General features: G+C 66.1%; 26 protein-coding genes. 11 read left to right on the top strand and 15 right to left on the bottom strand.

Annotated elements, in window-relative coordinates:
- Window positions 1–34 precede the first annotated feature (34 nt).
- Window positions 35–1,882, bottom strand: coding sequence for a cation:proton antiporter (locus GLR48_RS14335; protein ID WP_237062424.1), 1,848 nt, complete (start codon window positions 1,880–1,882; stop codon window positions 35–37).
- The gene (locus GLR48_RS14330) at window positions 1,872–3,044 is read right to left on the bottom strand and encodes a deoxyguanosinetriphosphate triphosphohydrolase (RefSeq protein ID WP_237062422.1); all 1,173 of its coding nucleotides are present in this window, start codon (window positions 3,042–3,044) and stop codon (window positions 1,872–1,874) included. Before GLR48_RS14330 ends, GLR48_RS14335 begins: the two co-directional genes overlap by 11 nt.
- Window positions 3,045–3,116: 72 nt before the next feature.
- Between GLR48_RS14330 and GLR48_RS14325 the strand changes: the two genes are divergently transcribed.
- The 3 genes from GLR48_RS14325 (at window position 3,117) to GLR48_RS14315 (ending at window position 4,820) form a co-directional block, all read left to right on the top strand.
- Complete coding sequence (locus tag GLR48_RS14325; RefSeq protein WP_237064560.1) at window positions 3,117–3,440, top strand: HesB/IscA family protein; 324 nt, start codon at window positions 3,117–3,119, stop codon at window positions 3,438–3,440.
- A 241-nt stretch (window positions 3,441–3,681) separates the two neighbouring features.
- Window positions 3,682–4,461 carry an exodeoxyribonuclease III gene (xth, locus tag GLR48_RS14320; RefSeq protein WP_237062420.1) on the top strand — a complete coding sequence of 260 codons (780 nt, stop codon included), beginning with the start codon at window positions 3,682–3,684 and terminating at the stop codon, window positions 4,459–4,461.
- Window positions 4,458–4,820, top strand: coding sequence for a hypothetical protein (locus tag GLR48_RS14315; RefSeq protein WP_237062419.1), 363 nt, complete (start codon window positions 4,458–4,460; stop codon window positions 4,818–4,820). The genes xth and GLR48_RS14315 overlap by 4 nt, the downstream gene beginning before the upstream one ends.
- Here the strand turns inward: GLR48_RS14315 and GLR48_RS14310 are convergent.
- Both GLR48_RS14310 and dksA read right to left on the bottom strand, forming a co-directional pair.
- Window positions 4,817–5,917 carry an FAD-dependent monooxygenase gene (locus GLR48_RS14310; protein ID WP_237062417.1) on the bottom strand — a complete coding sequence of 367 codons (1,101 nt, stop codon included), beginning with the start codon at window positions 5,915–5,917 and terminating at the stop codon, window positions 4,817–4,819. The genes GLR48_RS14315 and GLR48_RS14310 overlap by 4 nt on opposite strands.
- 1 nt (window position 5,918) lies before the next feature.
- Window positions 5,919–6,341 (bottom strand): RNA polymerase-binding protein DksA, encoded by a 423-nt coding sequence (gene dksA, locus GLR48_RS14305; RefSeq protein WP_237062415.1) that lies wholly within the window; start codon window positions 6,339–6,341, stop codon window positions 5,919–5,921.
- A 216-nt stretch (window positions 6,342–6,557) separates the two neighbouring features.
- Between dksA and GLR48_RS14300 the strand changes: the two genes are divergently transcribed.
- The 5 genes from GLR48_RS14300 (at window position 6,558) to GLR48_RS14280 (ending at window position 11,268) form a co-directional block, all read left to right on the top strand.
- Window positions 6,558–7,403 carry an AAA family ATPase gene (locus GLR48_RS14300; RefSeq protein WP_237062413.1) on the top strand — a complete coding sequence of 282 codons (846 nt, stop codon included), beginning with the start codon at window positions 6,558–6,560 and terminating at the stop codon, window positions 7,401–7,403.
- A gap of 389 nt (window positions 7,404–7,792) precedes the next feature.
- Window positions 7,793–9,142, top strand: a complete 1,350-nt coding sequence (locus GLR48_RS14295; protein WP_237062411.1) for a DUF2927 domain-containing protein — start codon at window positions 7,793–7,795, stop codon at window positions 9,140–9,142.
- Window positions 9,143–9,157: 15 nt separating this feature from the next.
- Window positions 9,158–9,331, top strand: a complete 174-nt coding sequence (locus GLR48_RS14290) for a hypothetical protein (RefSeq protein WP_237062409.1) — start codon at window positions 9,158–9,160, stop codon at window positions 9,329–9,331.
- Between the two features lie 4 nt (window positions 9,332–9,335).
- On the top strand, window positions 9,336–10,520 hold the full coding sequence (locus GLR48_RS14285) for a vWA domain-containing protein (protein WP_237062407.1): 1,185 nt from the start codon (window positions 9,336–9,338) through the stop codon (window positions 10,518–10,520).
- Between the two features lie 64 nt (window positions 10,521–10,584).
- Window positions 10,585–11,268 carry a M48 family metallopeptidase gene (locus tag GLR48_RS14280; RefSeq protein ID WP_237062405.1) on the top strand — a complete coding sequence of 228 codons (684 nt, stop codon included), beginning with the start codon at window positions 10,585–10,587 and terminating at the stop codon, window positions 11,266–11,268.
- Between the two features lie 6 nt (window positions 11,269–11,274).
- Here the strand turns inward: GLR48_RS14280 and GLR48_RS14275 are convergent, their stop codons facing one another.
- Both GLR48_RS14275 and GLR48_RS14270 read right to left on the bottom strand, forming a co-directional pair.
- Window positions 11,275–11,814, bottom strand: a complete 540-nt coding sequence (locus tag GLR48_RS14275) for an RSP_2648 family PIN domain-containing protein (RefSeq protein WP_237062403.1) — start codon at window positions 11,812–11,814, stop codon at window positions 11,275–11,277.
- Window positions 11,811–13,007 carry an RSP_2647 family RNA methyltransferase gene (locus GLR48_RS14270; RefSeq protein WP_237062401.1) on the bottom strand — a complete coding sequence of 399 codons (1,197 nt, stop codon included), beginning with the start codon at window positions 13,005–13,007 and terminating at the stop codon, window positions 11,811–11,813. Before GLR48_RS14270 ends, GLR48_RS14275 begins: the two co-directional genes overlap by 4 nt.
- A 174-nt stretch (window positions 13,008–13,181) precedes the next feature.
- On the opposite strand from GLR48_RS14270, the gene edd reads away from it, so the two are divergent.
- A complete protein-coding gene (edd, locus tag GLR48_RS14265) occupies window positions 13,182–14,987 on the top strand; it encodes a phosphogluconate dehydratase (protein WP_237062399.1) in 1,806 nt (601 codons plus the stop codon).
- A gap of 84 nt (window positions 14,988–15,071) precedes the next feature.
- Window positions 15,072–15,713, top strand: a complete 642-nt coding sequence (gene eda / locus GLR48_RS14260; protein WP_237062397.1) for a bifunctional 4-hydroxy-2-oxoglutarate aldolase/2-dehydro-3-deoxy-phosphogluconate aldolase — start codon at window positions 15,072–15,074, stop codon at window positions 15,711–15,713.
- A 112-nt stretch (window positions 15,714–15,825) separates the two neighbouring features.
- Here the strand turns inward: eda and GLR48_RS14255 are convergent, their stop codons facing one another.
- Together GLR48_RS14255 and GLR48_RS14250 are read right to left on the bottom strand one after the other, a co-directional pair.
- Window positions 15,826–16,098 carry a hypothetical protein gene (locus GLR48_RS14255; RefSeq protein WP_336886636.1) on the bottom strand — a complete coding sequence of 91 codons (273 nt, stop codon included), beginning with the start codon at window positions 16,096–16,098 and terminating at the stop codon, window positions 15,826–15,828.
- Window positions 16,095–18,866 carry a glutamine-synthetase adenylyltransferase gene (locus GLR48_RS14250; RefSeq protein ID WP_237062395.1) on the bottom strand — a complete coding sequence of 924 codons (2,772 nt, stop codon included), beginning with the start codon at window positions 18,864–18,866 and terminating at the stop codon, window positions 16,095–16,097. The genes GLR48_RS14255 and GLR48_RS14250 overlap by 4 nt, the downstream gene beginning before the upstream one ends.
- Before the next feature lie 97 nt (window positions 18,867–18,963).
- On the opposite strand from GLR48_RS14250, the gene GLR48_RS14245 reads away from it, so the two are divergent.
- Window positions 18,964–19,437, top strand: coding sequence for a YbaK/EbsC family protein (locus GLR48_RS14245; RefSeq protein ID WP_237062393.1), 474 nt, complete (start codon window positions 18,964–18,966; stop codon window positions 19,435–19,437).
- Window positions 19,438–19,443: 6 nt separating this feature from the next.
- On the opposite strand, the gene GLR48_RS14240 is transcribed toward GLR48_RS14245, so the two are convergent.
- The 7 genes from GLR48_RS14240 to secF are packed head-to-tail and all read right to left on the bottom strand — an operon-like array spanning window position 19,444 to window position 23,476.
- Complete coding sequence (locus tag GLR48_RS14240) at window positions 19,444–19,980, bottom strand: DsbE family thiol:disulfide interchange protein (protein ID WP_237062391.1); 537 nt, start codon at window positions 19,978–19,980, stop codon at window positions 19,444–19,446.
- Window positions 19,973–20,113, bottom strand: coding sequence for a heme exporter protein CcmD (gene ccmD / locus GLR48_RS14235; RefSeq protein WP_237062390.1), 141 nt, complete (start codon window positions 20,111–20,113; stop codon window positions 19,973–19,975). The genes GLR48_RS14240 and ccmD overlap by 8 nt, the downstream gene beginning before the upstream one ends.
- Window positions 20,106–20,834 (bottom strand): heme ABC transporter permease, encoded by a 729-nt coding sequence (locus GLR48_RS14230; RefSeq protein ID WP_237062389.1) that lies wholly within the window; start codon window positions 20,832–20,834, stop codon window positions 20,106–20,108. Before GLR48_RS14230 ends, ccmD begins: the two co-directional genes overlap by 8 nt.
- 42 nt (window positions 20,835–20,876) lie before the next feature.
- Window positions 20,877–21,533, bottom strand: a complete 657-nt coding sequence (ccmB, locus tag GLR48_RS14225) for a heme exporter protein CcmB (protein WP_237062388.1) — start codon at window positions 21,531–21,533, stop codon at window positions 20,877–20,879.
- Window positions 21,530–22,144 carry a heme ABC exporter ATP-binding protein CcmA gene (ccmA, locus tag GLR48_RS14220; RefSeq protein ID WP_237062387.1) on the bottom strand — a complete coding sequence of 205 codons (615 nt, stop codon included), beginning with the start codon at window positions 22,142–22,144 and terminating at the stop codon, window positions 21,530–21,532. Before ccmA ends, ccmB begins: the two co-directional genes overlap by 4 nt.
- A 5-nt stretch (window positions 22,145–22,149) precedes the next feature.
- Entirely contained in the window at window positions 22,150–22,503 is a 354-nt protein-coding gene (locus tag GLR48_RS14215) for an Mth938-like domain-containing protein (RefSeq protein ID WP_237062386.1), read from the bottom strand.
- A gap of 1 nt (window position 22,504) precedes the next feature.
- On the bottom strand, window positions 22,505–23,476 hold the full coding sequence (secF, locus tag GLR48_RS14210; RefSeq protein WP_237062385.1) for a protein translocase subunit SecF: 972 nt from the start codon (window positions 23,474–23,476) through the stop codon (window positions 22,505–22,507).
- Window positions 23,477–23,479 lie beyond the last annotated feature (3 nt).

Below are 23,479 nucleotides of genomic sequence, written 5' to 3'. Positions count from 1 at the left end.
CCACCGCCACCGCAGAGGTCAACGCAGCACTGCGTCAGGCGTCTGCGGGCGGCTGCGGCGCGATGCTGCCATCGGCATCGGTTTCAGGAGGGCGCAGCGCGATGATCCGGGTGTCCGGGATGCCGCGCATATCGGCGATGTCGTTGACCATCCGGAACTCGCCCGATGGCAGTATCCGTGCCACGAGATGGGACGCGGGACGCTTGGCGGCCCAATCCGTCAGCCCGAACTCCTCGGTCAGGCGGGTGGTGCGAAAGGTCCAGCCCGCGGCGATGTGGTCATTCATCTCGTCGTAGGTGGCACCGTGGGCAAAGGGCCGCCCCCCCAGCGATGCAGGCAGCATGTGGCGGGCCGAGTCGGTCTTGGTCCGCGCCACCTGAAACACGTTTTCCCGGCCGAATTCGGCGGCAAGGTCGGTGGCGGTCAGGGTGTTGTAGGCATCGTTGTCGGTGGCCGCCAGCACGGTGGCATAGCTGATCAGTTCCAGCCGCTGCTCTGCCCCTTCGGACAGGATGTCGCCGGAATAGGTGGCGATGCCTGCAGAGCGCGCGGCGCGCAGGTGGCCAAAGTTCGGATCGGTCATCAGGACAGGCACCTCTGCCTTGACCAGCGCCTCGGCCAATGCCGTCGTCCACGGCGAGCCGCCGATGATCAGCACACCGGGATTGTCGGCACCCGCCAGCCCCAGAAACCGGGCAAAGGGTTTGAGGGTGAAGCCGTGCAGCACCACGGTCGCCGCCACGAGGACGAAGGCCAGCGGCCCGATCAGGGCTGCATCTTCGAACCCCAGTTCCAGCAGACGTTCGGCAAAGAGGCCCGCCACGGCGACCAGCACCACGCCGCGCGGACCGGTGAAGGCGATCAGCACCTGTTCGCGCCACGGGATGCCGGACCCCAGCAGGGACGCGAAGACCGTCACCGGACGGGCGACGAAGATGATCAGCACGAGGAAGATCGCGGCCCGCCACGTTAGCAGTTCCAGTGCGGCAAAATCGAGGTTCGCGGCCAGCAGGATGAACACGCCGGACACCAGCAGAATGGTCGCGTGTTCCTTGAACTGGCGCAGTTCCTCGTAAGACGGCAGGTTCGCGTTGGCGATCACGATGCCCATGACGGTCACGGCCAGCAGGCCGCTTTCGTGCAGCACCGCGTCGGATATGCCAAAGATGCCCAAGAGCAGCGCAAACAGGATCGAGACCTTCATGTATTCGGGCACCCAGCCGCGCCGGAACGCCGCGGCCAGACCGTAGCCCGCCGCCAGCCCCATCGCGATCGAGGCGCCGATGCCGACGACCAGATCCAGCATCGCACTGCCCACGGTCTCGGCCCGGTTCAGGACCAACACGACCTCGAACGCCAGCACGGCGGCCATGGCGCCGAGGGGGTCGTTCACGATCGCCTCCCACTGCAGCAGCTTGGCGGGGCGCTTGGACAGGCGCGCGGTGCGCAACAGGGGGGCGATGACGGTCGGCCCCGTGACGATCAGGATGCCGCCGAAGACCCATGACGACGACCACGTGAGGCCCGCCCCGAAATGCAGTGTCAGCGCCGACAAGAGCCAGCCCAGCGGCGCGCCGATAAACACGAGGCGGCGCACGCCGACGGCGGCGTCGCGCAACTGATGGAAATTGAGCGTGAGGCCGCCCTCGAACAGGATGATCGCTACGGCGATGGCGATGATCGGCGCCATCAGCGGGCCGATGTCGCGGGCTGGATCGAAGACGCCCAGCACCGGGCCGATGATGATTCCCGCCAGCAACATCAGCACGATGGCCGGCATCCGCAGACGCCACGCCAGCCACTGGCTGCCCACGCCAAGGCCGCCCACAAGTGCTATGGCAATGACGGGGCTCAACGCGCCGGGGACTGTCTCAATGGCCATCGGTCACTCCGGGCGGAACGTCGGTGCCGCCGATCAGACGGGCATGTTCCTGAATTGCAAATCGGTCGGTCATCCCGGCGATATAGTCCGCCACGATCCGCGCCAAGGTCTGATCGTCCCGCGCATCGGCCACTTCCTTGCGCCATTGTTTGGGAAGTTCATCTGGATTAGTCAGATAGAACGGAAACAGCTCGTCGATCATCTGCGTGACAGCGATCCGCATGTCGACAACCGCAGGCGCGCGGTACATCCGTTCGAACAGAAACTGCCGGATCACCTTGAGGTCGGTCCACAGCGCCGGGGTGAACTGGATCATCATGCGCCCGGCGTGACGGATGTCGGCCACGGATTTCGGATCGAAGGCCTTGAGGTTCGCAGCACTGACGTTGATCACATCCTCGACCAGCACGCCAAAGAACCGCCGCAGCGCTTCGTGCCGGCGGCGGTAATAATTCAGGCCCGGATATTTCGCATCGACGCGGGCGAAACAATCTTTCAGCACCGGCAACTCTGCCAGCTCGTCCGTGCTGAACAATTCAGCGCGAAGACCGTCGTGCAAGTCATGGTTATTATAAGCAATGTCGTCGGACAGGGCCGCGACCTGCGCCTCGGCGCTCGCGTGGGTGTCCAGTTCCAGATCGTGGCGCTGGTTATAGGCCGTCAGCGCCCAGGGGTAGGGTTTGGGCACCGGGCCGTTATGCTTGGCGATGCCTTCCAGCGTCTCCCACGTCAGGTTCAGGCCGTCCCACTCGGCATAGTGCCGTTCCAGATCGGTCACGATCCGCAGCGCCTGCGCGTTGTGATCGAAGCCGCCGTAGGGCTGCATCAGGCGATCCAGCGCCTCCTCTCCGGTATGGCCAAAGGGCGTGTGGCCAAGGTCGTGCGCCAGCGCCACGGCTTCGGTCAGCTCTACATTCAGGTGCAGTGCGGCGGCCACGGTGCGGGCGACCTGTGCGACCTCGATCGAATGCGTCAGGCGCGTGCGGAAATAATCGCCTTCGTGTTCAATGAAGACCTGCGTCTTGTGTTTCAGCCTGCGAAACGCTGACGCATGGATGATCCGGTCGCGATCCCTTTGAAAGGGCGAACGGAAATGGCTTTCCTCTTCAGGATAAAGCCGGCCGCGCGCGGTGGCGGGATCTGTCGCGTAGGGGGCTGCCATGTCTTGCCTGCTTGTGACCTGCGGTTCGGCTTCCTATATTGAAATCAACCCGCAACCGATAGGTGCAAGATGCTGACCCTGCCCCCCACCGTCACCCCCCGCGCCTTTGGCCGCCTGGCCGAGATCGGTGCAGCCGCGCAAGGCAAGGCCCTGCGGATCGCGGTCGAAGGTGGCGGCTGTTCGGGATTTCAGTACGAAATCGCGCTGGACGACCCCAAGGCCGACGACCTGAAGCTGGAGGCCGAAGGCGAGACCGTCGTGATTGATTCCGTGTCCCTGCCCTTTCTCGCCTCGGCGGTCATCGACTTTTCAGAAGAGCTGATCGGCGCCCGCTTCGTGATCGAGAATCCGAACGCCACCTCGTCCTGCGGCTGCGGGACGTCCTTTTCAATCTGATGTGATGCGGCATCGTGGAACTATCTTTCCTCAGACGCCGTTGCTAGAATATAATCTGACCAGACGGAGACTGCCATGACTGTCATCATCGCCATCACCATCCTTGCCGGTATCGCTGCCGTGGCCGCCGGTCAGATGGCGGACCAGCCGGTGCGCGTCCCCGTGCGGGTCCGGCGCGACGACCGCTGACCTTGTGCCGCCCGGCGCGCCCGCATAGCGTGGCCGCAAATAGGGGTGGTTCATGAAGATTGCGACGTTCAACATCAACGGCGTCAAGGCCCGGATCGAAGGCCTGACCCAATGGCTGCAGGACAGCGCCCCGGATGTGGCGCTGTTGCAGGAAATTAAATCCGTCGACGACGGCTTTCCCAGACAGATCATCGAAGACCTTGGCTACAACGTTGAAACCCATGGGCAAAAAGGGTTCAACGGGGTTGCGATCCTGTCGAAACTCCCGCTTGAGGATGTGACCCGCGGCCTGCCCGGCGACGATGCCGACGAACAGGCCCGCTGGATCGAGGCGACGGTCGTGGGCGAAACGGCCGTGCGCCTGTGCTGTCTTTACCTGCCCAACGGCAACCCCGCACCCGGCCCGAAGTTCGACTATAAGCTCGCTTGGATGGACCGTCTGCACGCGCGCGCCAAGGCGCTGCTGGCCGACGAGATGCCGGCGCTGATGGCCGGCGACTACAACATCATTCCCCAGTCAGAGGATGCCGCCCGCCCCGACGCCTGGCGCGAGGATGCACTGTTTCGCCCCGACAGTCGTGCGGCGTTCCGGCGAATCGTGAACCTTGGGTTCACCGAGGCGTTCCGCAGCCGCACCAGCGGACCGGGCCATTATTCCTTTTGGGATTATCAGGCCGGGGCCTGGGACAAGAACGACGGCATCCGCATCGACCATCTGCTGCTGACGCCGCAATGCGCTGATTTGCTGCGCGACTGTTCCATCGAATCCGAAGTGCGCGGTCGCGAAAAACCCAGCGATCACGTGCCCGTCTGGATCGATCTTGCAGCGTGACGCAAAGACTGCCCCATAACCTGTTGGCGGCGCTGGCTTTGGTGATCATGCCGGTCTCGACGTCAGCGCAATGCGCGATGGCGATCACCGGTGCGGGCTGCGGCGGCGCCTTCGGCCTCGGCCAGTCGGGCGCAAAGACGATCAAGGCCCCGGCGCCGCCACCCCCACTGGTCGCGGTGGGTGATACACTGGAACGCGGCACCTATTCCATGGTCATGGACGCGACGTGGTACGGCTTGCCGCCGGCTCAGGACGGCTGGGTCTATTTCCGGATCGGCCGCGACGTGTTCCGCGTCGACTACGTCACGCTGGAAGTGCTGGAAAACGTGACGGCGCAGGCAGGACGCAACTGGCCCTAGGCCGTGGCATCGAAACCATACAGCCAGTTCATCCGCCCGATGAAGGCGTCGGGTGCGATCCGACCCAAGGCCCGCAGCCCCAGATGTGCCGCAACCCGCCGCGGTCCCCCTAAGTGATAATTCGCCGCATTGGCGCTGGCCGCGGCAATCGCGCGGGTCACGCGGGCGCGCCGCGCCGCCTGATAGCGCGGCAGACCGTCCGCCAGACCGTGCAGCGCCAGCTGACGCGCAAGAACGGCTGCATCCTCCAGCGCGAGGTTCGCACCCTGCGCCAGAAACGGCAGCGTCGGATGCGCCGCATCCCCAACAAGCGCGACTCGGTCCGTCACCCAGACCGGGGCCACGGGATGCTGGAACAGGCCCCACAGATGCGGGTGTTCCACCTGCATCAACAGCTTCTGCAAGGCACCGCAGGCATCGGGGAAAGCGTCGCGCAGGTGTGCCGGATCGTCGGCGTGGTGCCAGCCTTCGTCGGCCCAGGCGCTGCGTTCCTGCACCGCCACGATGTTCAGCAGGCCACTGGACAAGGGGTAGGTCACGATATGGCGGCGCGGCAGCATCCAGATCCGCGCCTCTGGCGGGGCCGCACTGGCAATCGTCGCACGCCATGCGACCTGACCGGTAAACTGCGGCGTGGCGTCACCGTTCAGCAGGCCGCGCGTCACGGACCGGATGCCGTCAGCCCCGACCACCAGATCGGCCTCTGGCAGGGCCTCTGCCCGGTGATCCAGCACGATCTCCACTCCGCGGTGGCGGCAGGCGGTGGCCAGCATGTCGATCAGGTCGGGTCGCGCGACAAAGCGGTAAGGCGGTGATTGCCGCGACAGGTCGAACCGGGTCACCGCGCGGCCGGTCAGGCCGTCCATCGGCACCACAGCTTCGGCGCGTAACCCCTTGGCATCCAAGGCATCGCCCAGGCCAAGCCAGTCCAGCACGCGGGCACCGTTGGGCGTGATCTGCAGGCCGGCGCCGACCTCTGCAATACGGGGGGCCTGTTCGAAAACGCGAACGCTGGCACCTTGCATTGCAAGGGCCAGCGCTGTGGCAAGTCCGCCGATGCCGCTACCGATGACGGCGACCTGTGACCTTGCGATCATGTCAGTCGTCGCGATGCACCTTCTCGCGCCGCTCGTGACGCTCCTGCGCCTCCAGCGTCATGGTGGCGATGGGACGCGCGTCCAGCCGCTTGAGGCTGATCGGCTCGCCCGAGATGACGCAATAGCCGAACTCGCCCTCGTCGATGCGGCGCAGGGCGGCGTCGATCTTGCTGACCAGCTTGCGCTGGCGGTCGCGGGTGCGCAGCTCGATCGACCGGTCGGTTTCCTCACTGGCACGGTCGGCCACGTCGGGAATGTTGCGGGTCTGGTCCTTCATGCCGGCGACGGTGTCGCGGCTGTCTTCCAGCAGATCGGCCTTCCAGGTCAAAAGCTTGCGTCGGAAGTATTCGATCTGCCGCTCGTTCATGAACGGCTCGTCTTCGGCAGGGCGGTAGTCGTCCGGCAGAAAAGCTTCAGCTTTCATATCGCGTTCCCCATGTGTGCCAGTCATCTTCAAAGCAGTATCCCCGGACATCTGGCGGTCTCCCTTAGATTGGCGGACGTTTACCCCCATAGGGCGAGGCTGTCACCCCCATAAACAAACGGATTTTAACCTTTGCTTATCTGGTTCTAACGTTGTTTCCCCTTGCCCTTGGCAGGTCATGGCCACACCCTGCGCGCAAACGACAGGAGATGACGCATGACCACCACTTTTACCGGCACGGACGCCTATGTCGCGACCGATGATCTGACCATGGCCGTCAACGCCGCGATCACGCTGGAACGCCCCCTGCTTGTCAAGGGAGAGCCGGGCACCGGCAAGACCGAACTGGCCCGGCAGGTGAGTGCGGCGCTGGCGATGCCGATGATCGAATGGCACATCAAGTCGACGACGCGGGCGCAACAGGGGCTTTATGAATACGACGCCGTCAGCCGGTTGCGCGACAGCCAGCTAGGCGACGCGCGGGTCAACGACGTGGCGAATTACATCAAGCGCGGCAAGCTGTGGCAGGCGTTTACGGCCGCCGAGCGCTCTGTCCTGCTGATCGACGAGATCGACAAGGCCGACATCGAGTTTCCCAACGACCTGCTGCAAGAGCTCGACCGGATGGAGTTCCACGTCTACGAGACAGGAGAGACCGTGCGCGCCGCGGTGCGACCTATCGTCATCATTACCTCGAACAACGAAAAAGAGCTGCCGGATGCCTTTTTGCGGCGCTGCTTTTTCCATTACATCCGCTTTCCCGACATGGACACGATGCGCCGAATCGTGGCGGTCCACCATCCGGGCATCAAGGATGCGCTCCTGACCACCGCGCTAACCCAGTTCTACGAGCTGCGCGACACGGCGGGGTTGAAGAAAAAGCCCTCGACCTCCGAAGTGCTGGACTGGCTGAAACTGCTGCTGGCCGATGATCTGAGTCCCGAGGACCTGCGGCGCGACGGCAAGACGTCCCTGCCCCGCCTGCACGGTGCGCTGCTGAAGAATGAACAGGACGTGCACCTGTTCGAGCGTCTGGCCTTCATGGCGCGGTCGCAGCGGTAAGGGCCACATCTTGTGGGACGCTCACTGGTGTCCCACAAACGACCGCGCCTTCCTTGCAACGCCTAACGGCAAAGCGCGGCGCGCTGGCGGATGCCCCTCGCCGCGATAGGTTCGCGCGTCGTTAGCTGTCGCCGCGCCGGGTGATTCTGCGGCGCATGTCGTTCGGTCGATACACCTTAAGATTGCCTTAATGGGGTCCAGATCGCGTCGAAGTCCTGCGGCACATGGGTCAGGACATTCAAAAGGAGAGCCGTCTTGACCAAGGCACCCATGTCAGTCGTCCACCGTAAATCGCCCCGTCTTGTTCAGGACCGGGTGGCGTCGGCAGTTCAACCTGACCGGATCGTTTGTTTTTGCAGCAGCGCCGTGCGGCGCAAACCGGTGCGGTCATGAACCGCGTCAGCGCCCTGGTCGTTGCCGCCTGTCTGGCGTCCTGTGCGCCGGCCCCCGTGGCGACACCGCCCACGCGGGCTGCCACCAACTCCAACAGTCTGCCTGCGATGCGCGGCTTTGCCGATACCACCGTCGTGCCGGTTACCCGCAGCAACCCGGAAATGGCACAGGATTTCCTCGATCTTACCTTCCGCCTTGAAAGCGGTCGCGCGTTGCCGGCGATGACCCGCTTTGAGGGACCGATCACCGTGCGCGTCGCCCCCGGTGCGCCGGCTACGCTGACACCCGATCTGGACGCCCTGCTGGCGCGTCTGCGCAGCGAGGCCGGGATCGAGATCACTCGCGTCAGCGGCCCCGCGAACATCACGGTCGAGGCGGTGCCGCAGAAGGCGCTGCAACGCGCCGTGCCGCAGGCCGCCTGCTTTACAGTGCCGCGCGTGCGCGACTGGCCCGAATACCTGAAGATGCGCAAGTCACCTGCGGTGGACTGGTCCACCCTGACGGTGCGTGACACCGCCACGATCTTCATCCCCGGCGACGCCGCCCCGCAAGAAATCCGCGATTGCCTGCACGAGGAGCTGGCCCAGTCGCTGGGTCCGCTGAACGACCTTTACCGCCTGCCGGATTCGGTCTTCAACGACGACAACATCCACGCGGTGCTGACCGGGTTCGACATGCTGATGCTACGCGCGATCTATGCGCCCGAAATGCACAACGGCATGAGCCGGCACGACGCCGCCGAAGTCATCGGCCCGCTGCTCGCGCGGCTCAACCCGCGCGGCGAGCGCAGCGGCTATGGCGTCTTTCCCGACACCTCGCGCGACTGGATCACCGCGATCGAGACGGCGCTGACCAGCGGGTCCAGCCCCGCCGCACGGCGCGACGCCGTGATCCGGGCGGTGCGGATCGCGCATCAGTTCCGCTGGGGCGGACCGCGCGAAGGATTCTCTTACTACGCGCTGGGACGTCTGCAGGTGGGCTATGATTCAGCAGCGGCGCTGGCGGCCTTCGATACGGCGGATGCGATCTATTCCGCCTCGCCGCTGATGGAGATCCATGCGGCGCATATCGCGGTGCAGAAGGCCGCCTTTTCCCTGTCGGCGGGTGACGCCATGACGACGATCCGTCTGGCCGATCAGGCAATCCCGGTCGCGGCCCGCCATCAGAACGCCGCCCTGATGGCGACCCTGATGATGTTCAAGGCCGAGGCGCTGGACATGCAGGGCAACAAGATCGCGGCCGAGGCGGTGCGGGTGGACAGTCTGGGATGGGCGCGATACGGCTTTGGCAGTGATGATAACGTGCGCGCCCGCATGGCCGAGGTCAAAGGGTTGCGCCCCTACTGAAAGCGGCCCCCTGCCATGATCCTTCCCCTCGGCGGCTTCGTCCTTGGCGCACTGATCGGTGCGGTCCGCGCCCGGATGCGGGGCGGCCGCGTGCTCGACATGTTGCAATGGGGGGCAGCCTGCGGCGTGATCGTCGCGATCGTCGGCCTGTTCGTGCTGGTCTACATCCAGCGCGCCGCGGTGGTCTGAGGGGATGTTCCTGCGGTTCTTCGATACCCTGCGCCAGCACGGCGTGCCGGTGTCGATCCGCGAATTCCTCGCCTTCCTCGAAGGCATGCGGGCGGGTCTTGCGACCTATGACGTCGACGCCTTCTATCACCTTGGCCGCACGATCATGGTCAAGGACGAGCGTCACATCGACCGCTACGACCGCGCCTTTGCCGCCAGTTTCGCAGGGCTGGAAAGCATTCCGGACCAAGAGGTGCTGGACGCCGTCGACATTCCCGCCGACTGGCTGGAAAAGCTGGCCGAAAAGCACCTGACCGAGGCCGAGAAAGCCGAAATCGCAGCCTCTGGCGGGTTCGAGGCGTTGATGGAGCGGCTGAAGCAGCGCCTGGCCGAACAGAAGGGCCGCCATCAGGGCGGCAGCAAATGGGTCGGCACGGCGGGCACCTCGCCCTTTGGGGCCTATGGCTACAATCCCGAAGGTGTGCGGATCGGACAATCCGAGTCCCGCCACCAGCGCGCGGTCAAGGTCTGGGACAAGCGTGAATTCCGCGATCTGGACGACACCGTCGATCTGGGCACCCGCAACATCAAGGTGGCGCTGAAACGTCTGCGCAAATGGGCGCGCGACGGTGCGGCAGAGGAGTTGGACCTCGACGGGACGATCCGAAAGACCGCCGAGCACGGCTACCTTGACGTGCAGACCCGGCCGGAACGGCGCAACGCAGTCAAGGTGCTGCTGTTTCTGGACATCGGCGGCAGCATGGACCCGCACGTCAAGGTGGTGGAGGAGCTGTTCAGCGCCGCCCGCGCCGAGTTCAAGCACATGCAGCATTACTACTTCCACAACTGCCTCTACGAAGGCGTCTGGACCGACAACCGTCGCCGCTGGAATGCACAGACTCCGACATGGGACGTGCTGCGCAAGTACGGCAGCGACTACAAATGCATCTTCGTGGGCGACGCCAGCATGTCGCCCTACGAGGTCGCGGCCCCCGGTGGTGCGAACGAGCACTGGAACGCCGAGGCCGGGTCCACATGGCTCGCCCGCGCCCGCGACCAGTGGCCCAACCACGTCTGGATCAATCCCCTGCCCGAACGCTTTTGGGCCCATACGCAGTCGGTCCACATGATCCAGCAGATCTTCGGTGCCGACCGCATGCAGCCGATGACCCTGTCGGGCATCGGTGCCGCAATGAAGCTGCTGACCTGAACACCGGTTGCCGTGCGACAGTGCGGCTGTGGCAATCGCGCGCGTCCGGTCCCATATTGAAACCATGCTGAAGTTCACACCCCTCCTGCTCGCCATCGTCTACGGCCTCGCGATGTATCATTTCTCGGCCTGGCGGACGCGTCGAGAGCTTGATTCCGCATCGACAGAACTGGCCGATCCCACCCTGCGCGCGCTGACGGACCGGATGGCCCGCGCGCTGGATATCGACCGAATCCGCGTGCACATCTACGAGGTCGCGATGGTCAACGGGCTGGCGGCCCCCGACGGTCGCATCTTCATCACCCGCGGCTTCTTCGATCGCTACCGCAACAAGGAGGTCAGTGCCGAGGAACTGGCGAGTGTGATCGCGCACGAGCTGGGGCATGTGGCGCTGGGCCATTCGCGCCGCCGGATGACCGACTTTGCCGCGCAGAACGCGATGCGGACGGCGATCGCGATGGTTCTGAACCGGGTGCTGCCCGGCATCGGGGCGCTGATCGGCAACGGGCTGATGTCGCTTCTGGCGGCGCGCCTGTCGCGCGCCGATGAATTCGAAGCGGATGCCTATGCCTCTGCCCTGCTGGTCAAGGCCGGGATCGGCACCGCGCCGCAGCAATCGCTGTTCCACAAGCTGGAACATCTGACGGGGGCCAAGGGCGGTGGCACACCCGCATGGCTGCTGAGCCACCCCAAGACTGAATTGCGCATCGCCGCCATCGCGGCGAACGAGGCGCGCTGGTCACAGTAGGTCTGGCTACATCAGCCGCTTGCCCAGACGGGGCATGCGGGCCTTTTTCATCAGCGCGCGGATCGTCCAGGGCTGCGGCGACAGGCGGTTCGCCTCGCGCAGCACATTGTCGCAGATGCGGGCGACGACCTGCGGTGCCTCGTCATGCATCCGCAGCATGAAGCCGTCGGGATCGGCGCGGAACAGGTCTTCGTCGGCCAGCAGGTTGCCGGGGAAATCCTTAGCGTTCAGCGTCAGGATCGCGTCGCAGTGCCCCGCGACCGCCGCCGCCAGCACATGAATATCGTCGGCGTCCGGCAACCACAGGCGCCGCAGCAATCCGTCGTCGGGCACAACACTGGCGCGAGGAAACCGCGCCTGCAGCGCCGCGATCTCGCCACGGGCAAAGACCTCCGCCTCCGGCCCCAGCTTGACGGTCGCCCGCGCCCATTCCTCCAGAATACGGGGCGACCAGCAAGGGGCGAACAGACCCTCGGCGGCGCAGCCGATCAGAACTTCGCGCATCACTGTCGGATACAGGACGCAGGCGTCGATCAGAACCTTCACAGGCGGAACGTCACCGCCTTGAGGTAGCCGCTTTCGGCCAAGTGCGGCAACAGCGGGTGGTCCGGCCCGGCAAACCCCGTCTGGATGACCTGACTGCGCCGCCCGGCCCGCCCGATCCCCCGGGCAGAGGCGTTGCGGAACCGCGTCAGGTCCGCCGCATGGCTGCACGAACACAGCATCAGGTATCCGCCGTCTTTGACCAGCGCCGCTGCCAGACGCGCGATGCGTTCATAGGCGCGCAAGCCCGCCTCCAACGAGGCCTTGCCGGGGGCAAAGGCGGGCGGATCACAGACGACCAGATCGAAGGTCTCGCCCTCGGTGGCCAGCGCCTCCAGCACCTCGAAGGCGTCGCCTTTGCGGGTGGTGAAACGGTCGGTGACGCCCATCGCGGCGGCGCCTTGGGCCGCCAGCGTCAGCGCGGGCTCGGACCCGTCCACCGCCAGCACGCTGGCCGCCCCGGCAGCGAGTGTGGCGAGGCCGAAGCCGCCAACGTGGCTGAACATGTCCAGCACGCGCGCGTCCCGCGCAAGGCTGGCGGCAAAGGCGTGGTTCGGGCGCTGGTCGAAGAACAGGCCGGTCTTCTGCCCACCCGTGACGTCAGCCATGTAGGTGGCACCGTTCATCGGCACCGGGATGGCCGCCTCTGGCGCCGTGCCGCGCAGCACGGCCATGCGATCGTCAAGACCTTCGAGGCTGCGCGCGCGCCCGGCGGCATTCAGGATCACCGTGGTGACACCCGTGACCTGCACCAGCGCGTCGGTCAGCGGCTCGATCAGCGCATCGGCCCAGGCCGCGTTCGGCTGGATTACGGCCACATCGCCGAAGCGGTCGATGACGACGCCGGGCAGACCGTCCGCCTCGGCATGGACGAGGCGATAGAAGGGCTGGTCATAAAGCCGTGCACGGTGCGCCAGCGTGCGGGTCAGCTTGGCCGCGAACCACGCGGTGTCGATCACCGCCTCCGGGTCGCGGTCCAGCATCCGGCAAATGATCTTGGACGCAGGGTTCACGGTCACGAGGCCAAGGGGGACGCGGTTCGCATCCTCCAGCACGGCCAGCGCGCCGGGGGTCAGACCCTTGGTACGGCGGTCGGTGACCAGTTCGTTGGCGTAGACCCAAGGGTAGCCGTGGCGGATCGCGCGGGCGTCGCCCTTGGGCATCAGGCGGACGGTGGGGTATGGGGGCATATTCATGCGTTCCCCTGTAACGCGGGACGGCACGCGCCGCCAGTGGGCAGTTTTCGGGCAAAGCCAGCGAAACGACGGCCATGGCGCCGGAATATGCCCGTTTCCAGCGGCCGCACCGTTGTTAGCGCTAACCTGACGTGATATCATCAGCTCAAAGCCTGAATCCGAAGGGGGAGCCCAATGGCCCTGCATCCCAAGATCGCCGAAGTCACCGACCGTATCCGCGCCCGGTCCGAAAAGCCGCGTCGCCAGTACATGGACACGATGGCCCGCGCCGCGAGCGCCGGGCCGCGCCGGTCGCACCTGACCTGTGGCAACCAGGCTCATGCTTATGCGGCGATGGCCGATCAAAAGGACGCGCTGGTGGCGGACGCCGCCCCCAACATCGGCATCATCACCGCGTACAACGACATGCTGTCGGCGCACCAACCGTTCGAAACCTATCCCGCCCTGATCAAGCGTGCCGCCATCGCAGCGGGCGCCACTGCACAGGTCGCAGGCGGCGTGCCCGCGATGTGCGATGGTGTCACGCAAGGCCAGACCGGGATGGAGCTGTCGCTGTTCAGCCGCGATGTCATCGCCCTGTCCGCTGCTGTCGGTCTGTCGCACAACACCTTTGACGCCGCGATCTATCTGGGTGTCTGCGACAAGATCGTGCCGGGCCTTGTGATGGCGGCCGCGACCTTCGGCTATATTCCCTCCGTCTTCCTGCCTGCAGGCCCGATGGTCAGCGGCCTGCCCAACGACGAGAAATCGAAGATCCGCCAGCAGTTCGCCACCGGAGAGATTGGCCGTGAAGAGTTGATGGCCGCCGAGATGGCCTCTTACCACGGGCCGGGCACCTGCACCTTTTACGGCACCGCCAACAGCAACCAGATGCTGATGGAATTCATGGGGCTTCACCTGCCCGGTGCCTCCTTCGTGAACCCGAACACGCCCCTGCGCGACGCGCTGACCGTCGCCGGCACCGAGCGCGCGGCGCAGATCACCGCGCTGGGGAATGCCTACACCCCGGTCAGCGACATCCTCGACGAGAAAGCCTTCGTGAACGGCCTCGTCGGCCTGATGGCGACGGGCGGATCGACGAACCTCGTGATCCACCTGCCCGCCATGGCGCGGGCGGCGGGGATCATCCTCGACCTGCAGGATTTCAGCGATATTTCCGACGTGACACCACTGATGGCCAAGGTCTATCCCAACGGTCTGGCCGACGTGAACCATTTCCACGCCGCGGGCGGTCTGGGCTACATGATCGGAGAGCTGCTGAACGCAGGGCTTCTGCACGACGACGTCAAGACCGTCGCCGGCGACGGGCTCACGCTTTATACGCAAGAGCCGAAGCTCGAGGATGGCCGCGTCGCCTATGCCAAGGGGGCCGGGGAAAGCCTGAATACCAAGATCCTGCGCCCCGCAGACGACCCGTTCCAGAAACACGGCGGCTTGCAGCAGCTCAGCGGCAACCTCGGGCGCGGGGTGATGAAGACCTCTGCCGTGGCAGAGGAGCGTCATATCGTCGAAGCGCCCTGCCGCATCTTTCACGATCAGGACAGCGTCAAGGCCGCGTTCAAGGCCGGCGAGTTCACCTGCGACACGATCATCGTCGTGCGCTTTCAGGGTCCGAAGTCCAACGGCATGCCCGAACTGCACGGCCTGACACCGACTCTGGCGGTTCTGCAGGACCGCGGCCTGAAGGTGGCTCTCGTCACCGACGGGCGCATGTCGGGGGCGTCCGGCAAGGTGCCCTCGGCGATCCACGTCTGCCCAGAGGCCGCGAACGGCGGCCCGATCGCCAAGATCAACGACGGCGACGTCATCCGTCTGGACGCAGTCAACGGCACCATTGACGTGCTGGGGGTGGATCTGGACAACCGCACGGACGCCATCGCCGACCTGTCGGGCAATGGCACCGGCGTCGGACGAGAGCTGTTCGAGGTCTTCCGCCGCAATGTGGGTCAGGTGACCGACGGCGCCGGTGTCGCGGTCTAGCGCTGTGACATCCTCGCTTTTTTCGAAATACTCCCGCCGGAGGCTCCGGCCTGCGGTCACATGCTCAAACGAAGGCGATCCCTCATGACCCCCGAACAAGCCTCTGAACTCAACCGCGACCTGTGCATGCTGGCGCCGGTGATCCCGGTGCTGGTGCTGGACGATGCGTCGCTCGCCGCTGATCTGGCCCGCGCGCTGATCGCCGGTGGCCTTCCCGCGCTGGAGGTGACGCTGCGCACGCCAGCCGCCCTTGATGCGATCCGCGAGATGGCCAGCGTGCCCGGCGGTGTCGTCGGGGCCGGCACGCTGCTGACGCCCAGGGATGTGGAAAACGCCAAGAAGGCCGGTGCCAAGTTCGGCGTCTCGCCGGGTGCGACGGACTTGATCCTTGATGCCTGCGAGGACAACGACCTGCCGCTGCTGCCCGGCGCCGCCACCGCGTCGGAGGCGATGCGCCTGCTGGAACGCGGCTATACGGTGCAGAAGTTCTTTCCCGCCGAGGCGAATGGCGGTGTTCCCGCCCTCAAGGCGATCGGCGCGCCAATCCCGCAGGTCAAGTTCTGCCCCACGGGGGGCGTCAGCCTGAAGAACGCGCCGGACTATCTGGCGCTGTCAAACACGCTGTGCGTCGGTGGCAGCTGGGTCGCGCCCAAGGACATGATGCTGGCCGGTGACTGGGCCGGGATCGAGGCATTGGCCCGCGAGGCTGCCGGCCTGCCGCGCTGAGGTACAGCGGAGTGGTATCTGATTGCTGCGCAATCCGATCCGCGGGGGCCAGCCCCCGCACCCCCGAAGTATTTACGACCAGAAGAAGGACCGGACAGCGCGTTGGCCGGGATCAGGTGAGGCCCGATCGCCCCGCGCGCCCGCCGCGGCGGTGCGGGGTCGGCGCTTTCTGAAGGCCCGCCAGAAGGGTCTGCGTCATCGGATGGTCTGCGGGCTGGTCGGCGTATTGCGTCAGCAGCGCCTCGACCCGTTTGCGCAAATCGTCTGCCGCGTCTCCCTTCATCGCCCAGTCGAGAAAGATCACCCGACAGTCGCGCGCGGTAATGTCCGGGATGCGGTAGGCCTCGCGGATCAGACCGGCGGGGTCGAGGGCGTCGCCCTTCACGATCCCACCTTCAGGCGGCGGGTGATGACGCGGTCGGCGGCGGTGGCGGCGGTGGTCATGGCAGTCTCCAACTCTTGCATCGTGTCGCATCCGGTTTCGCGCAGCACGAAACGGCGGCCGCCCTCGCCCAAGGCATCGGGGTCGAGCACGCCGCCGGTCAGCAGCCGCCCGGCGGCCTGCAGGCGCCAGAACAGGGCGGCGGCCTGTGTCAGGGTCGCACCATCCTCGTCCGAGAGCCAGCCACCGGACACACCTGCCGCGATCTGTCCGGGGACATCGCGCAGATCGGACCCGGTGACAAGAGCCGCCGTCTGGGCCGCAAGCTCCACATCCATCAGGCGACCCTGCCCCATCTTGGCGTCCCAGATCCCCTGCGCAGGCTTTGCATCCGCCAGCCGGGCGCGCATGTCGGCCACGTCGGCGGCCACGGTCCCGCCACCGCCCTTGGTTTTCAGCAGGCTGCGGCGGAACGCCTCGATACCAGAGGCGAGGACGCGGGCGCCCGCGATGAGCCGGGCGCGGGTCAGGGCGAGATGTTCCCAGGTCCAGGCCTCCTCCTGCTGGTAGTCGCGGAAGGCGGTCCATGAGGTGGCCACCGGCCCCTGCTTGCCAGACGGGCGCAGACGCATGTCGACCTCGTAAAGCCTGCCATCCGCCATCGGGGCGGACAGCGCCGTGACCAGCGCCTGCGTCAGGCGCGCGTAGTAGCTGCGCACCGGCAGCGGGCGCGGGCCGGTTGAATTGCCCCAGATATCGGCGTCGTAGATCACGATCAAGTCGACGTCGGACAGCGCATTGAGCCGCCCGGCCCCCAGCGATCCCATGCCCAGCACCGCCGCACCCTGCCCCGGCGGCGGCCCGTGCCTGCGTGCGAAATCCGCTACGACCACGGGCCAGATGCCGGCAATCACCGCTTCGGCCAGATCCGCATAGTGCTGTCCGCTGGTCGCCGCATCGGTCAGACCACGCAGGTGGTGCACGCCGATCCGGAAGTGCCATTCGCGGGCCCAGCGGCGGGCGGCGTTCATCGCCGTTTCGAAATCCGCCGCCTGCTCCATGGCGCGGGCAATGCCTTGGGTCAGCGCGCCGACACCGGGCCACGGCGCGAAGAAATCCCCAGCGATCACCGCGTCCAGCACGCCCGCGTTGCGCGACAGATACTGCGCCAGCGCGGGTGCCGTGGCGCAGATGTCGACGATCAGCTGGGTCAGGGCGGGGTTCGCCTCGAACAGGGCGAACAGTTGCACGCCTGCGGGCAGACCGGCGAGAAAGGTATCGAAGGTGTTCAGCGCCTCGTCGGGCTTGGCGGCCTCGGCCAGGCGGGACAGGATGTCGGGGCGCAGCCGGCGAAAGATCTGGGCGGCGCGGTCGCTGCGCAGGGCCGGATAGTCGGGCCAGCGGGCGGTGACCTGACTGCCCCAGTCGTCCGCCGTCGCCGCAGGCTGGGCGTCGGGGGCAAAGAAGCCTTCGGTCATCGCATGGACCTGCGTCAGCCGCGCGGTCAGATCGGCGCGCAGGCTGTCCGCATCGGTATCCATAAAGGCCGCCAGCCGGTCAAAGCCCGCGTCATCCTGCGGCAGGCTGTGGGTCTGGGCATCGTTGATCATCTGCAACCGGTGTTCGACGGTCCGGTGCGCGGTGTAGTGATCGCTCAGCGCGTCCCGCAGGTCGCCGGGAATCCAGCCCGCCGTTGCCAGCCGTGCCAACCCGTCGAGCGTGCCCCTCACCCGCAGGCTGGCATCGCGGCCACCCGCGATCAGCTGGTGGGTCTGTGTGAAGAACTCGATCTCGCGAATGCCGCCGCGGCCCAGCTTCATGTTGTGGCCCGGCAGCGACAGCTTGCCGCCCAGCCCCTTGTGATCGCGGATCCGCAGACGCATGTCGTGGGCGTCCTGAATCGCGGCAAAGTCGAGGTGCTTGCGCCAGACGAAGGGCCGCAGGGTGTCGAGGAACCGCTGCCCCGCCGCGAGGTCCCCGGCGCAGGGGGCCGCCTTGATGAAGGCCGCGCGTTCCCACGTGCGGCCGACGCTTTCGTAATAGCGCTCTGCCGCGGTCATCGACAGGCAGACCGGCATCACCGATGCATCGGGCCGCAACCGCAAGTCGGTGCGAAAGACGTAACCTTGTGCCGTGTTGTCAGACAGCAGCGCGCACATCCGCCGCGTCACGCGGACGAAGGCGGCGCGGGCGGTCACGCTATCCTCTGGCGTGAAGCGATCGTCATCAAAAAGGCAAATGAGGTCGATGTCGGAGGAATAGTTCAACTCTCCCGCGCCCTGCTTGCCCATGGCGAGGACGACCATGCCGCCCGCCGTGGCCGCATCGTCGGGCGTCAGGCCGGGCAGCTTGTCGCGGACGATCTCGGCCGCCACCAATGGGACGATGCAGGCTTGGACGGCGGCGGCGGCCAGATCGGTCAGCGCTTGCGTCACCGTCGCGAGCGGCCAGACGCCCGCCAGGTCGCAGAGTGCCGTCAGCAAGGCGACGCGCCGCTTGGCCTGCCGCAGGCCGGGGCCAAGGTCCGCAAAGGGAATCGCGGGGATCGCTGCGAGGGTGGCTGCAAGGGCGCCCTCTGGATCGTCGGCTGCCGTTTCCAGCCAGGCCGATTCCGTGGCAATCAGACCGGCAAGGTAGGGGCTGCATCCGGCCGTTCCGGCGATCAGGGCGCGCAGACCGTCCGTGGCCCAGGGCGCAGCCTCGACCGCGCCGCCGGCCCGGTCGACATCGAAAGGGCGCGGGCTGCGGGTGATGCGGGCGGTCAGGGTCATGGGTCGGTCTTTCTCGGGGTCCGTCTGCGGTCGCGACGGCGGACTGGCGCGACTTGCGCCGATCTGCAATCCTTGAAGGATCGCAGGAGGATACCCGATGAGCAAGAGTTTGCGGCGTGTCACGGACGCTTTGCGCGCGGCCGGACTGGACATCACACCGCTGGAGATGGCGGCAGACACGCGCACGGCCGCGCAGGCTGCCGCTGCGGCGGGCTGCACCCTCGATCAGATCGCCAAATCTATCGTGTTCCAGGCGGCGGACAGCGGGGCCGTCGTGCTGTTCATCACGGCGGGCGGGCGTCAGGTCGATCCGGACCGCGCAGCACAGGTGGCGGGCACCGCGCTGGTGCGCGCCGATGCCGCGGCGGTGCGGACGCGGACGGGGTTCGCCATCGGCGGCGTCTCTCCGGTCGGGCACCTGACGCCGGTGGAGGCGTTCATGGACGCCCACCTGATGGCGTTCGACACGGTCTTCGCGGCGGCTGGCACGCCACGCCACATCTTTGGGGTCGCGCCGACGGATCTGCTGCGGGTGTCCGGCGCAACGGTGGCCGATTTCACGCGCGATTGACGCCCGTTACTGCGTTGCGGCCTGCAACATGGGCAGGAACCGCTGTTCGTAATCCGACCCGATCAGCGGTCCGATGAACCGGTTCAGGACGGTGCCGTCGGGTCCGACGATGAAGGTTTCCGGCGGCGCAGTCACGCCCCAGTCGATGGCCGACCGTCCGCGCGGATCGAAACCGGTGGCAAAGAACGGGTTGCCGTTGTCCGCAAGGTAGCTGCTCGCATCGTCCGCCTGATCGCGGAAGTTGACGCCCGCGACGCGGTAGCCCTGCTCGCTCAGCGCCTCAAGCGTCGGGTGTTCGGCGCGGCAGGGCGGGCACCAGCTGGCCCAGAAATTGACGATGGTGACTTCGCCTGCCGACAGGTCGGCGGGGGTCAGCTGCGTCGTGCCGGCGACGGCCTCGGTCGGCAAGGCGGGGGCGGGCTGGCCGATGAACTGCGACGGCAACTCGCCCGCGTTGTCGCGCATCAGGCCGCCCCAGAACAGGCCCGCGAGGGCCGCAAAGATCACCGGCGGCACGATCAAAAGGGGGGAGAGTTTAGACACGCTCAATTGCCTCCAGCGCGCGCTTGACGCGACGGGCGCGGCGGACGCTGAGCACGACGAGGACCGTCAGCACCGCGATACTGGCGGCATAGGCGGTCAGCACCTCGGCTGCGTATTTCCCCAAATCAGCCACGCTGCGCCCTCGCCAACAGGGCCTGCGTCCGGCGCACGCGGATTTCCGTGCGGGTCCGCAGCAGGACCAGCGCGAGGAACAGCGCGACGAAGCCCGCGATGCAGACCAGCAGCGGGATATAGAATACATTGGCCACGTTTTCCTCCTTGTCGAGCGAAAGGGACGCGCCCTGATGCAGCCCCTGATTCCAGAAATTCACCGCATAGCGCGACAGGATCGCAAAGACCGATCCGACAAGGCACAGGACCGAGGTTAGGTCGGCTGCGGTATCAGGATCCTCGATCGCGGCCCAGAGTGCGATGTAGCCGAGGTAGAACAGAAAGAGGATCAGGAAGGACGTCAGCCGCGGATCCCAGGCCCAGTAGGTGCCCCACATCGGGCTGCCCCAGATCGCCCCGGTGATCAGCGCGATCACGGTCATGGCCAACCCGACGGGGGCTGCGGCGCGGGCAGCCAAGGCGCTCACGTGATGGCGGCGCACCAGCCAGATCAAAGATGCGACCAGCATCATGAACCACGCGTTGATCGCCATCAGCGCGCTCGGCACGTGCAGGTAGATGATCTTGACGGTCGAACCTTGACGCGCTTCCTCTGGCGTAAAGAAGAAGCCCCAGATCAGGCCGACCAACAGGCAGGCGCCGGCCACGGCAAAGGCCACGCGCATGACGGGCGCGGTCCAGTCCATGAACCTTTTCGGATTTGCATATTCCCAGATCGACATGTGTTACCCCTACCCCGGCGCTTGGCGCCCCTCAATCCCCGATCACCGCAGGTTGATGCGCAGCACCGCCGCCGAGGCGAAGGGCAAAAGCGCGAAACATCCCAAAGTGATCGCCCCCATCAGCATCAGGGGCGCCGTGGCCCCCGTCCCGTCAACGCCGCGGCGCACCGCCTCTGCCCCGAAGATCAGCGTCGGCACATAAAGCGGCAGAACCAGCAGCGACAGCAACAGGCCACCGCGTCGCAGGCCGACGGTCAGCGCCGCACCAAAGCTGCCGATCATCGACAGCGCCGGCGTCCCGATGGCAAGGCTGACCAGCAGATAGGCGTAGGCGGCGGGCTGCATGTTCAGAAAGAACCCAAGTGCCGGGGCCACCAGCGTCAGCGGCAGGCCCGTGGTGATCCAGTGCGCCAGCGCCTTGATCAGGGCCACGCCTTCCAACGGCAAGGGCGCTGTGGCCAGCAGGGCCAGCGACCCGTCCTCGAAATCCAGCGCAAAGATGCGGTCGAGCGACAGGAGGGCCGCCAGCAGCGCCGCGACCCAGAGGATGCCCGGTGCGATCAGCGCCAGTGTGCTGCGGTCGGGGCCGACGCCGAAGGGCACCAGCACCACGACGATCAGAAAGAACGCAAGGCCAAGCCCGAAGCCGCCACCGGCCCGGACAGCCAAAGCCAGATCGCGCCAGAGGAGTGCCGTCACAGGAACGCCTCGTCGGACCCGCCGGTCGCGTCCGGTTTGGCCACGAAAGGTGTCAGGTCCAGCGTCGGCGCCTCCAGCCCCAGGTCGATATGCGTGGCGATGACGGCACAACCGCCCTGTCCCAGATGCACGTCCCGCATCCAACTGGCGAAGTTGCGCACGGAAAAGGCATCGAGGCTGACGGTCGGCTCGTCGAGGAAGAGAACCTTGCGCCCGATCACGCCCAGACGGGCCAGACCCAGCCGCCGCTTTTGCCCCGCCGACAGGGTGCCAGCCGCACGGGTCCGCAGCCCGTCCAGATCGAAGGCGGCATAGACGGCATCCGGCACGCTCAGCCCATAAACCTGCGCCCAGAAGGTCAGGTTCTCCGTGACCGTCAGCGCCGTCTTGATGCCGTCCGCGTGGCTGGCATACGCGCTGGTCCCCTCGGAGTAATCCACCGTGCCATCGAGCGGCGGCTGCAAGCCCGCCAGCGTGCGCAGCAGTGTCGTCTTGCCGACACCGTTCGGCCCGCGCAGGATCAGCGCCTCGCCCGCTTTCAGATCGAATGAGACGTGGTCCAGCACCGGCACGCCGCCGCGCGCGCAGCGCAGGTCACGGACCTGCAGCACGGCGCTCAGACCGGGAACAGGGCGAGTGCGACCCGGCGGCCCTCGCTCAGCAGCACGTTGTAGGTGCGGCAGGCGGCGGGGGATGCCATGGTTTCGACGCCAAGGCCCGCGGCCTCCAGCGCCTGACGAAAGGCAGCGGGCGGATGGGCGATTTCGGCGCCGGTGCCGACGAAGACGACGTCGACCTTGTCCGCAGCAGCGATCAGGGCCGCGGTGTCGTCATAGCCGCCCCAGGGTGCGATGCCGGATGGCATGACCGTGACAGCGCCCTCGATCACCTTGCCGCCGATGCGAAAGAAACCGGGGCCGTAGCCGTCGATGGGTTTCGCGTTGTCGTAGGTGATCTCGGTCAGGCGCATGTCACTTGCTTTCTACGTCGGCGTAACGACCCACCGTCTTGGGGTCCTTTTTGGACCAGTCCCGCTTGACGCCCAGCATCAGCACGATGTTCTTGGCGATATAGATCGACGAATAGGTGCCGACGATGATGCCCCAGGTGATCGCGAACACAAAGCCCCGGATCACGTCGCCGCCCAGCACCAGAAGCGCGATCAGCGCAAGGATCGTGGTGCCCGAGGTCATCAGGGTCCGACTGAGTGTTTCGTTGGCGGACAGGTTCAGCACGTCGATCAGCGGCATGACTTTGTATTTGCGCAGGTTTTCACGCACTCGGTCAAAAACGACGACGGTATCGTTGATCGAATAGCCGACGATGGTCAGCAGGGCCGCGATGATCGCAAGGTCGAACTTGATCTGCAGCAGCGCGAAAAGGCCGATGGTCAGGCCGACGTCGTGCGCCAATGCGACGATCCCTCCCAGCGCGAACTGCCATTCGAAGCGCAGCCAGATGTAGACGACGATGGCACCGATCGCCCCCAGCACCGACAGCACGGCAGAGCGGATCAATTCGCCCGACACCTTCGGGCCGACGCTTTCGACAGAGGCGAACTGCACATTCGGATCGACGGCGGTCAATGCGCCTTCGATGGACGACATCGTTTCCGGCGTGATGCTCTCGGCGTCGCCCTGCGCCTGAATGCGCACCTCGGCCACGTTGCGGTCGGGGCCAAAGCCGGGATCGAAAACCTCGGTGATGGTCACGTCGCCCAGTTGCAGCGGGTCGAGTGCCGCGCGGTAGGCGCCCACGTCCACCGATTGCGTGCTTTCCGTGCGGATCGTCGTGCCGCCCTTGAAGTCGATGCCGTAGTTCAGTCCGAAGGCCAGATAGGCGACAAGGGACAGCACCAGCAGGACGATGGATCCGCCGAAGGTGATCTTGGACAGGCCGAAAAAGTTGATGTTCGTATCGTCGGGAACAAGACGCAGACGCATGAC

The organism is Loktanella sp. M215, from assembly GCF_021735925.1.
GTDB lineage: Bacteria > Pseudomonadota > Alphaproteobacteria > Rhodobacterales > Rhodobacteraceae > Loktanella.
Note: the sequence above shows the minus strand (reverse complement) of the source record. Positions and strands in the feature narration are given on the sequence as shown.

What these genes read in the sequence shown, in the direction of transcription:
- GLR48_RS14245 (WP_237062393.1), top strand. Translation starts at nt 18,964, where the DNA reads ATGAGCAAGAGTTTGCGGCGTGTCACGGACGCTTTGCGCGCGGCCGGA.
- dksA (WP_237062415.1), bottom strand. Translation starts at nt 6,341, where the DNA reads ATGAAAGCTGAAGCTTTTCTGCCGGACGACTACCGCCCTGCCGAAGAC.
- GLR48_RS14335 (WP_237062424.1), bottom strand. Translation starts at nt 1,882, where the DNA reads ATGGCCATTGAGACAGTCCCCGGCGCGTTGAGCCCCGTCATTGCCATA.
- GLR48_RS14270 (WP_237062401.1), bottom strand. Translation starts at nt 13,007, where the DNA reads ATGAATATGCCCCCATACCCCACCGTCCGCCTGATGCCCAAGGGCGAC.
- GLR48_RS14295 (WP_237062411.1), top strand. Translation starts at nt 7,793, where the DNA reads ATGAACCGCGTCAGCGCCCTGGTCGTTGCCGCCTGTCTGGCGTCCTGT.
- GLR48_RS14285 (WP_237062407.1), top strand. Translation starts at nt 9,336, where the DNA reads ATGTTCCTGCGGTTCTTCGATACCCTGCGCCAGCACGGCGTGCCGGTG.
- GLR48_RS14230 (WP_237062389.1), bottom strand. Translation starts at nt 20,834, where the DNA reads ATGTCGATCTGGGAATATGCAAATCCGAAAAGGTTCATGGACTGGACC.
- GLR48_RS14215 (WP_237062386.1), bottom strand. Translation starts at nt 22,503, where the DNA reads ATGCGCCTGACCGAGATCACCTACGACAACGCGAAACCCATCGACGGC.
- GLR48_RS14250 (WP_237062395.1), bottom strand. Translation starts at nt 18,866, where the DNA reads ATGACCCTGACCGCCCGCATCACCCGCAGCCCGCGCCCTTTCGATGTC.
- GLR48_RS14330 (WP_237062422.1), bottom strand. Translation starts at nt 3,044, where the DNA reads ATGGCAGCCCCCTACGCGACAGATCCCGCCACCGCGCGCGGCCGGCTT.
- secF (WP_237062385.1), bottom strand. Translation starts at nt 23,476, where the DNA reads ATGCGTCTGCGTCTTGTTCCCGACGATACGAACATCAACTTTTTCGGC.
- edd (WP_237062399.1), top strand. Translation starts at nt 13,182, where the DNA reads ATGGCCCTGCATCCCAAGATCGCCGAAGTCACCGACCGTATCCGCGCC.
- eda (WP_237062397.1), top strand. Translation starts at nt 15,072, where the DNA reads ATGACCCCCGAACAAGCCTCTGAACTCAACCGCGACCTGTGCATGCTG.
- GLR48_RS14290 (WP_237062409.1), top strand. Translation starts at nt 9,158, where the DNA reads ATGATCCTTCCCCTCGGCGGCTTCGTCCTTGGCGCACTGATCGGTGCG.
- xth (WP_237062420.1), top strand. Translation starts at nt 3,682, where the DNA reads ATGAAGATTGCGACGTTCAACATCAACGGCGTCAAGGCCCGGATCGAA.
- GLR48_RS14310 (WP_237062417.1), bottom strand. Translation starts at nt 5,917, where the DNA reads ATGATCGCAAGGTCACAGGTCGCCGTCATCGGTAGCGGCATCGGCGGA.
- GLR48_RS14280 (WP_237062405.1), top strand. Translation starts at nt 10,585, where the DNA reads ATGCTGAAGTTCACACCCCTCCTGCTCGCCATCGTCTACGGCCTCGCG.
- GLR48_RS14300 (WP_237062413.1), top strand. Translation starts at nt 6,558, where the DNA reads ATGACCACCACTTTTACCGGCACGGACGCCTATGTCGCGACCGATGAT.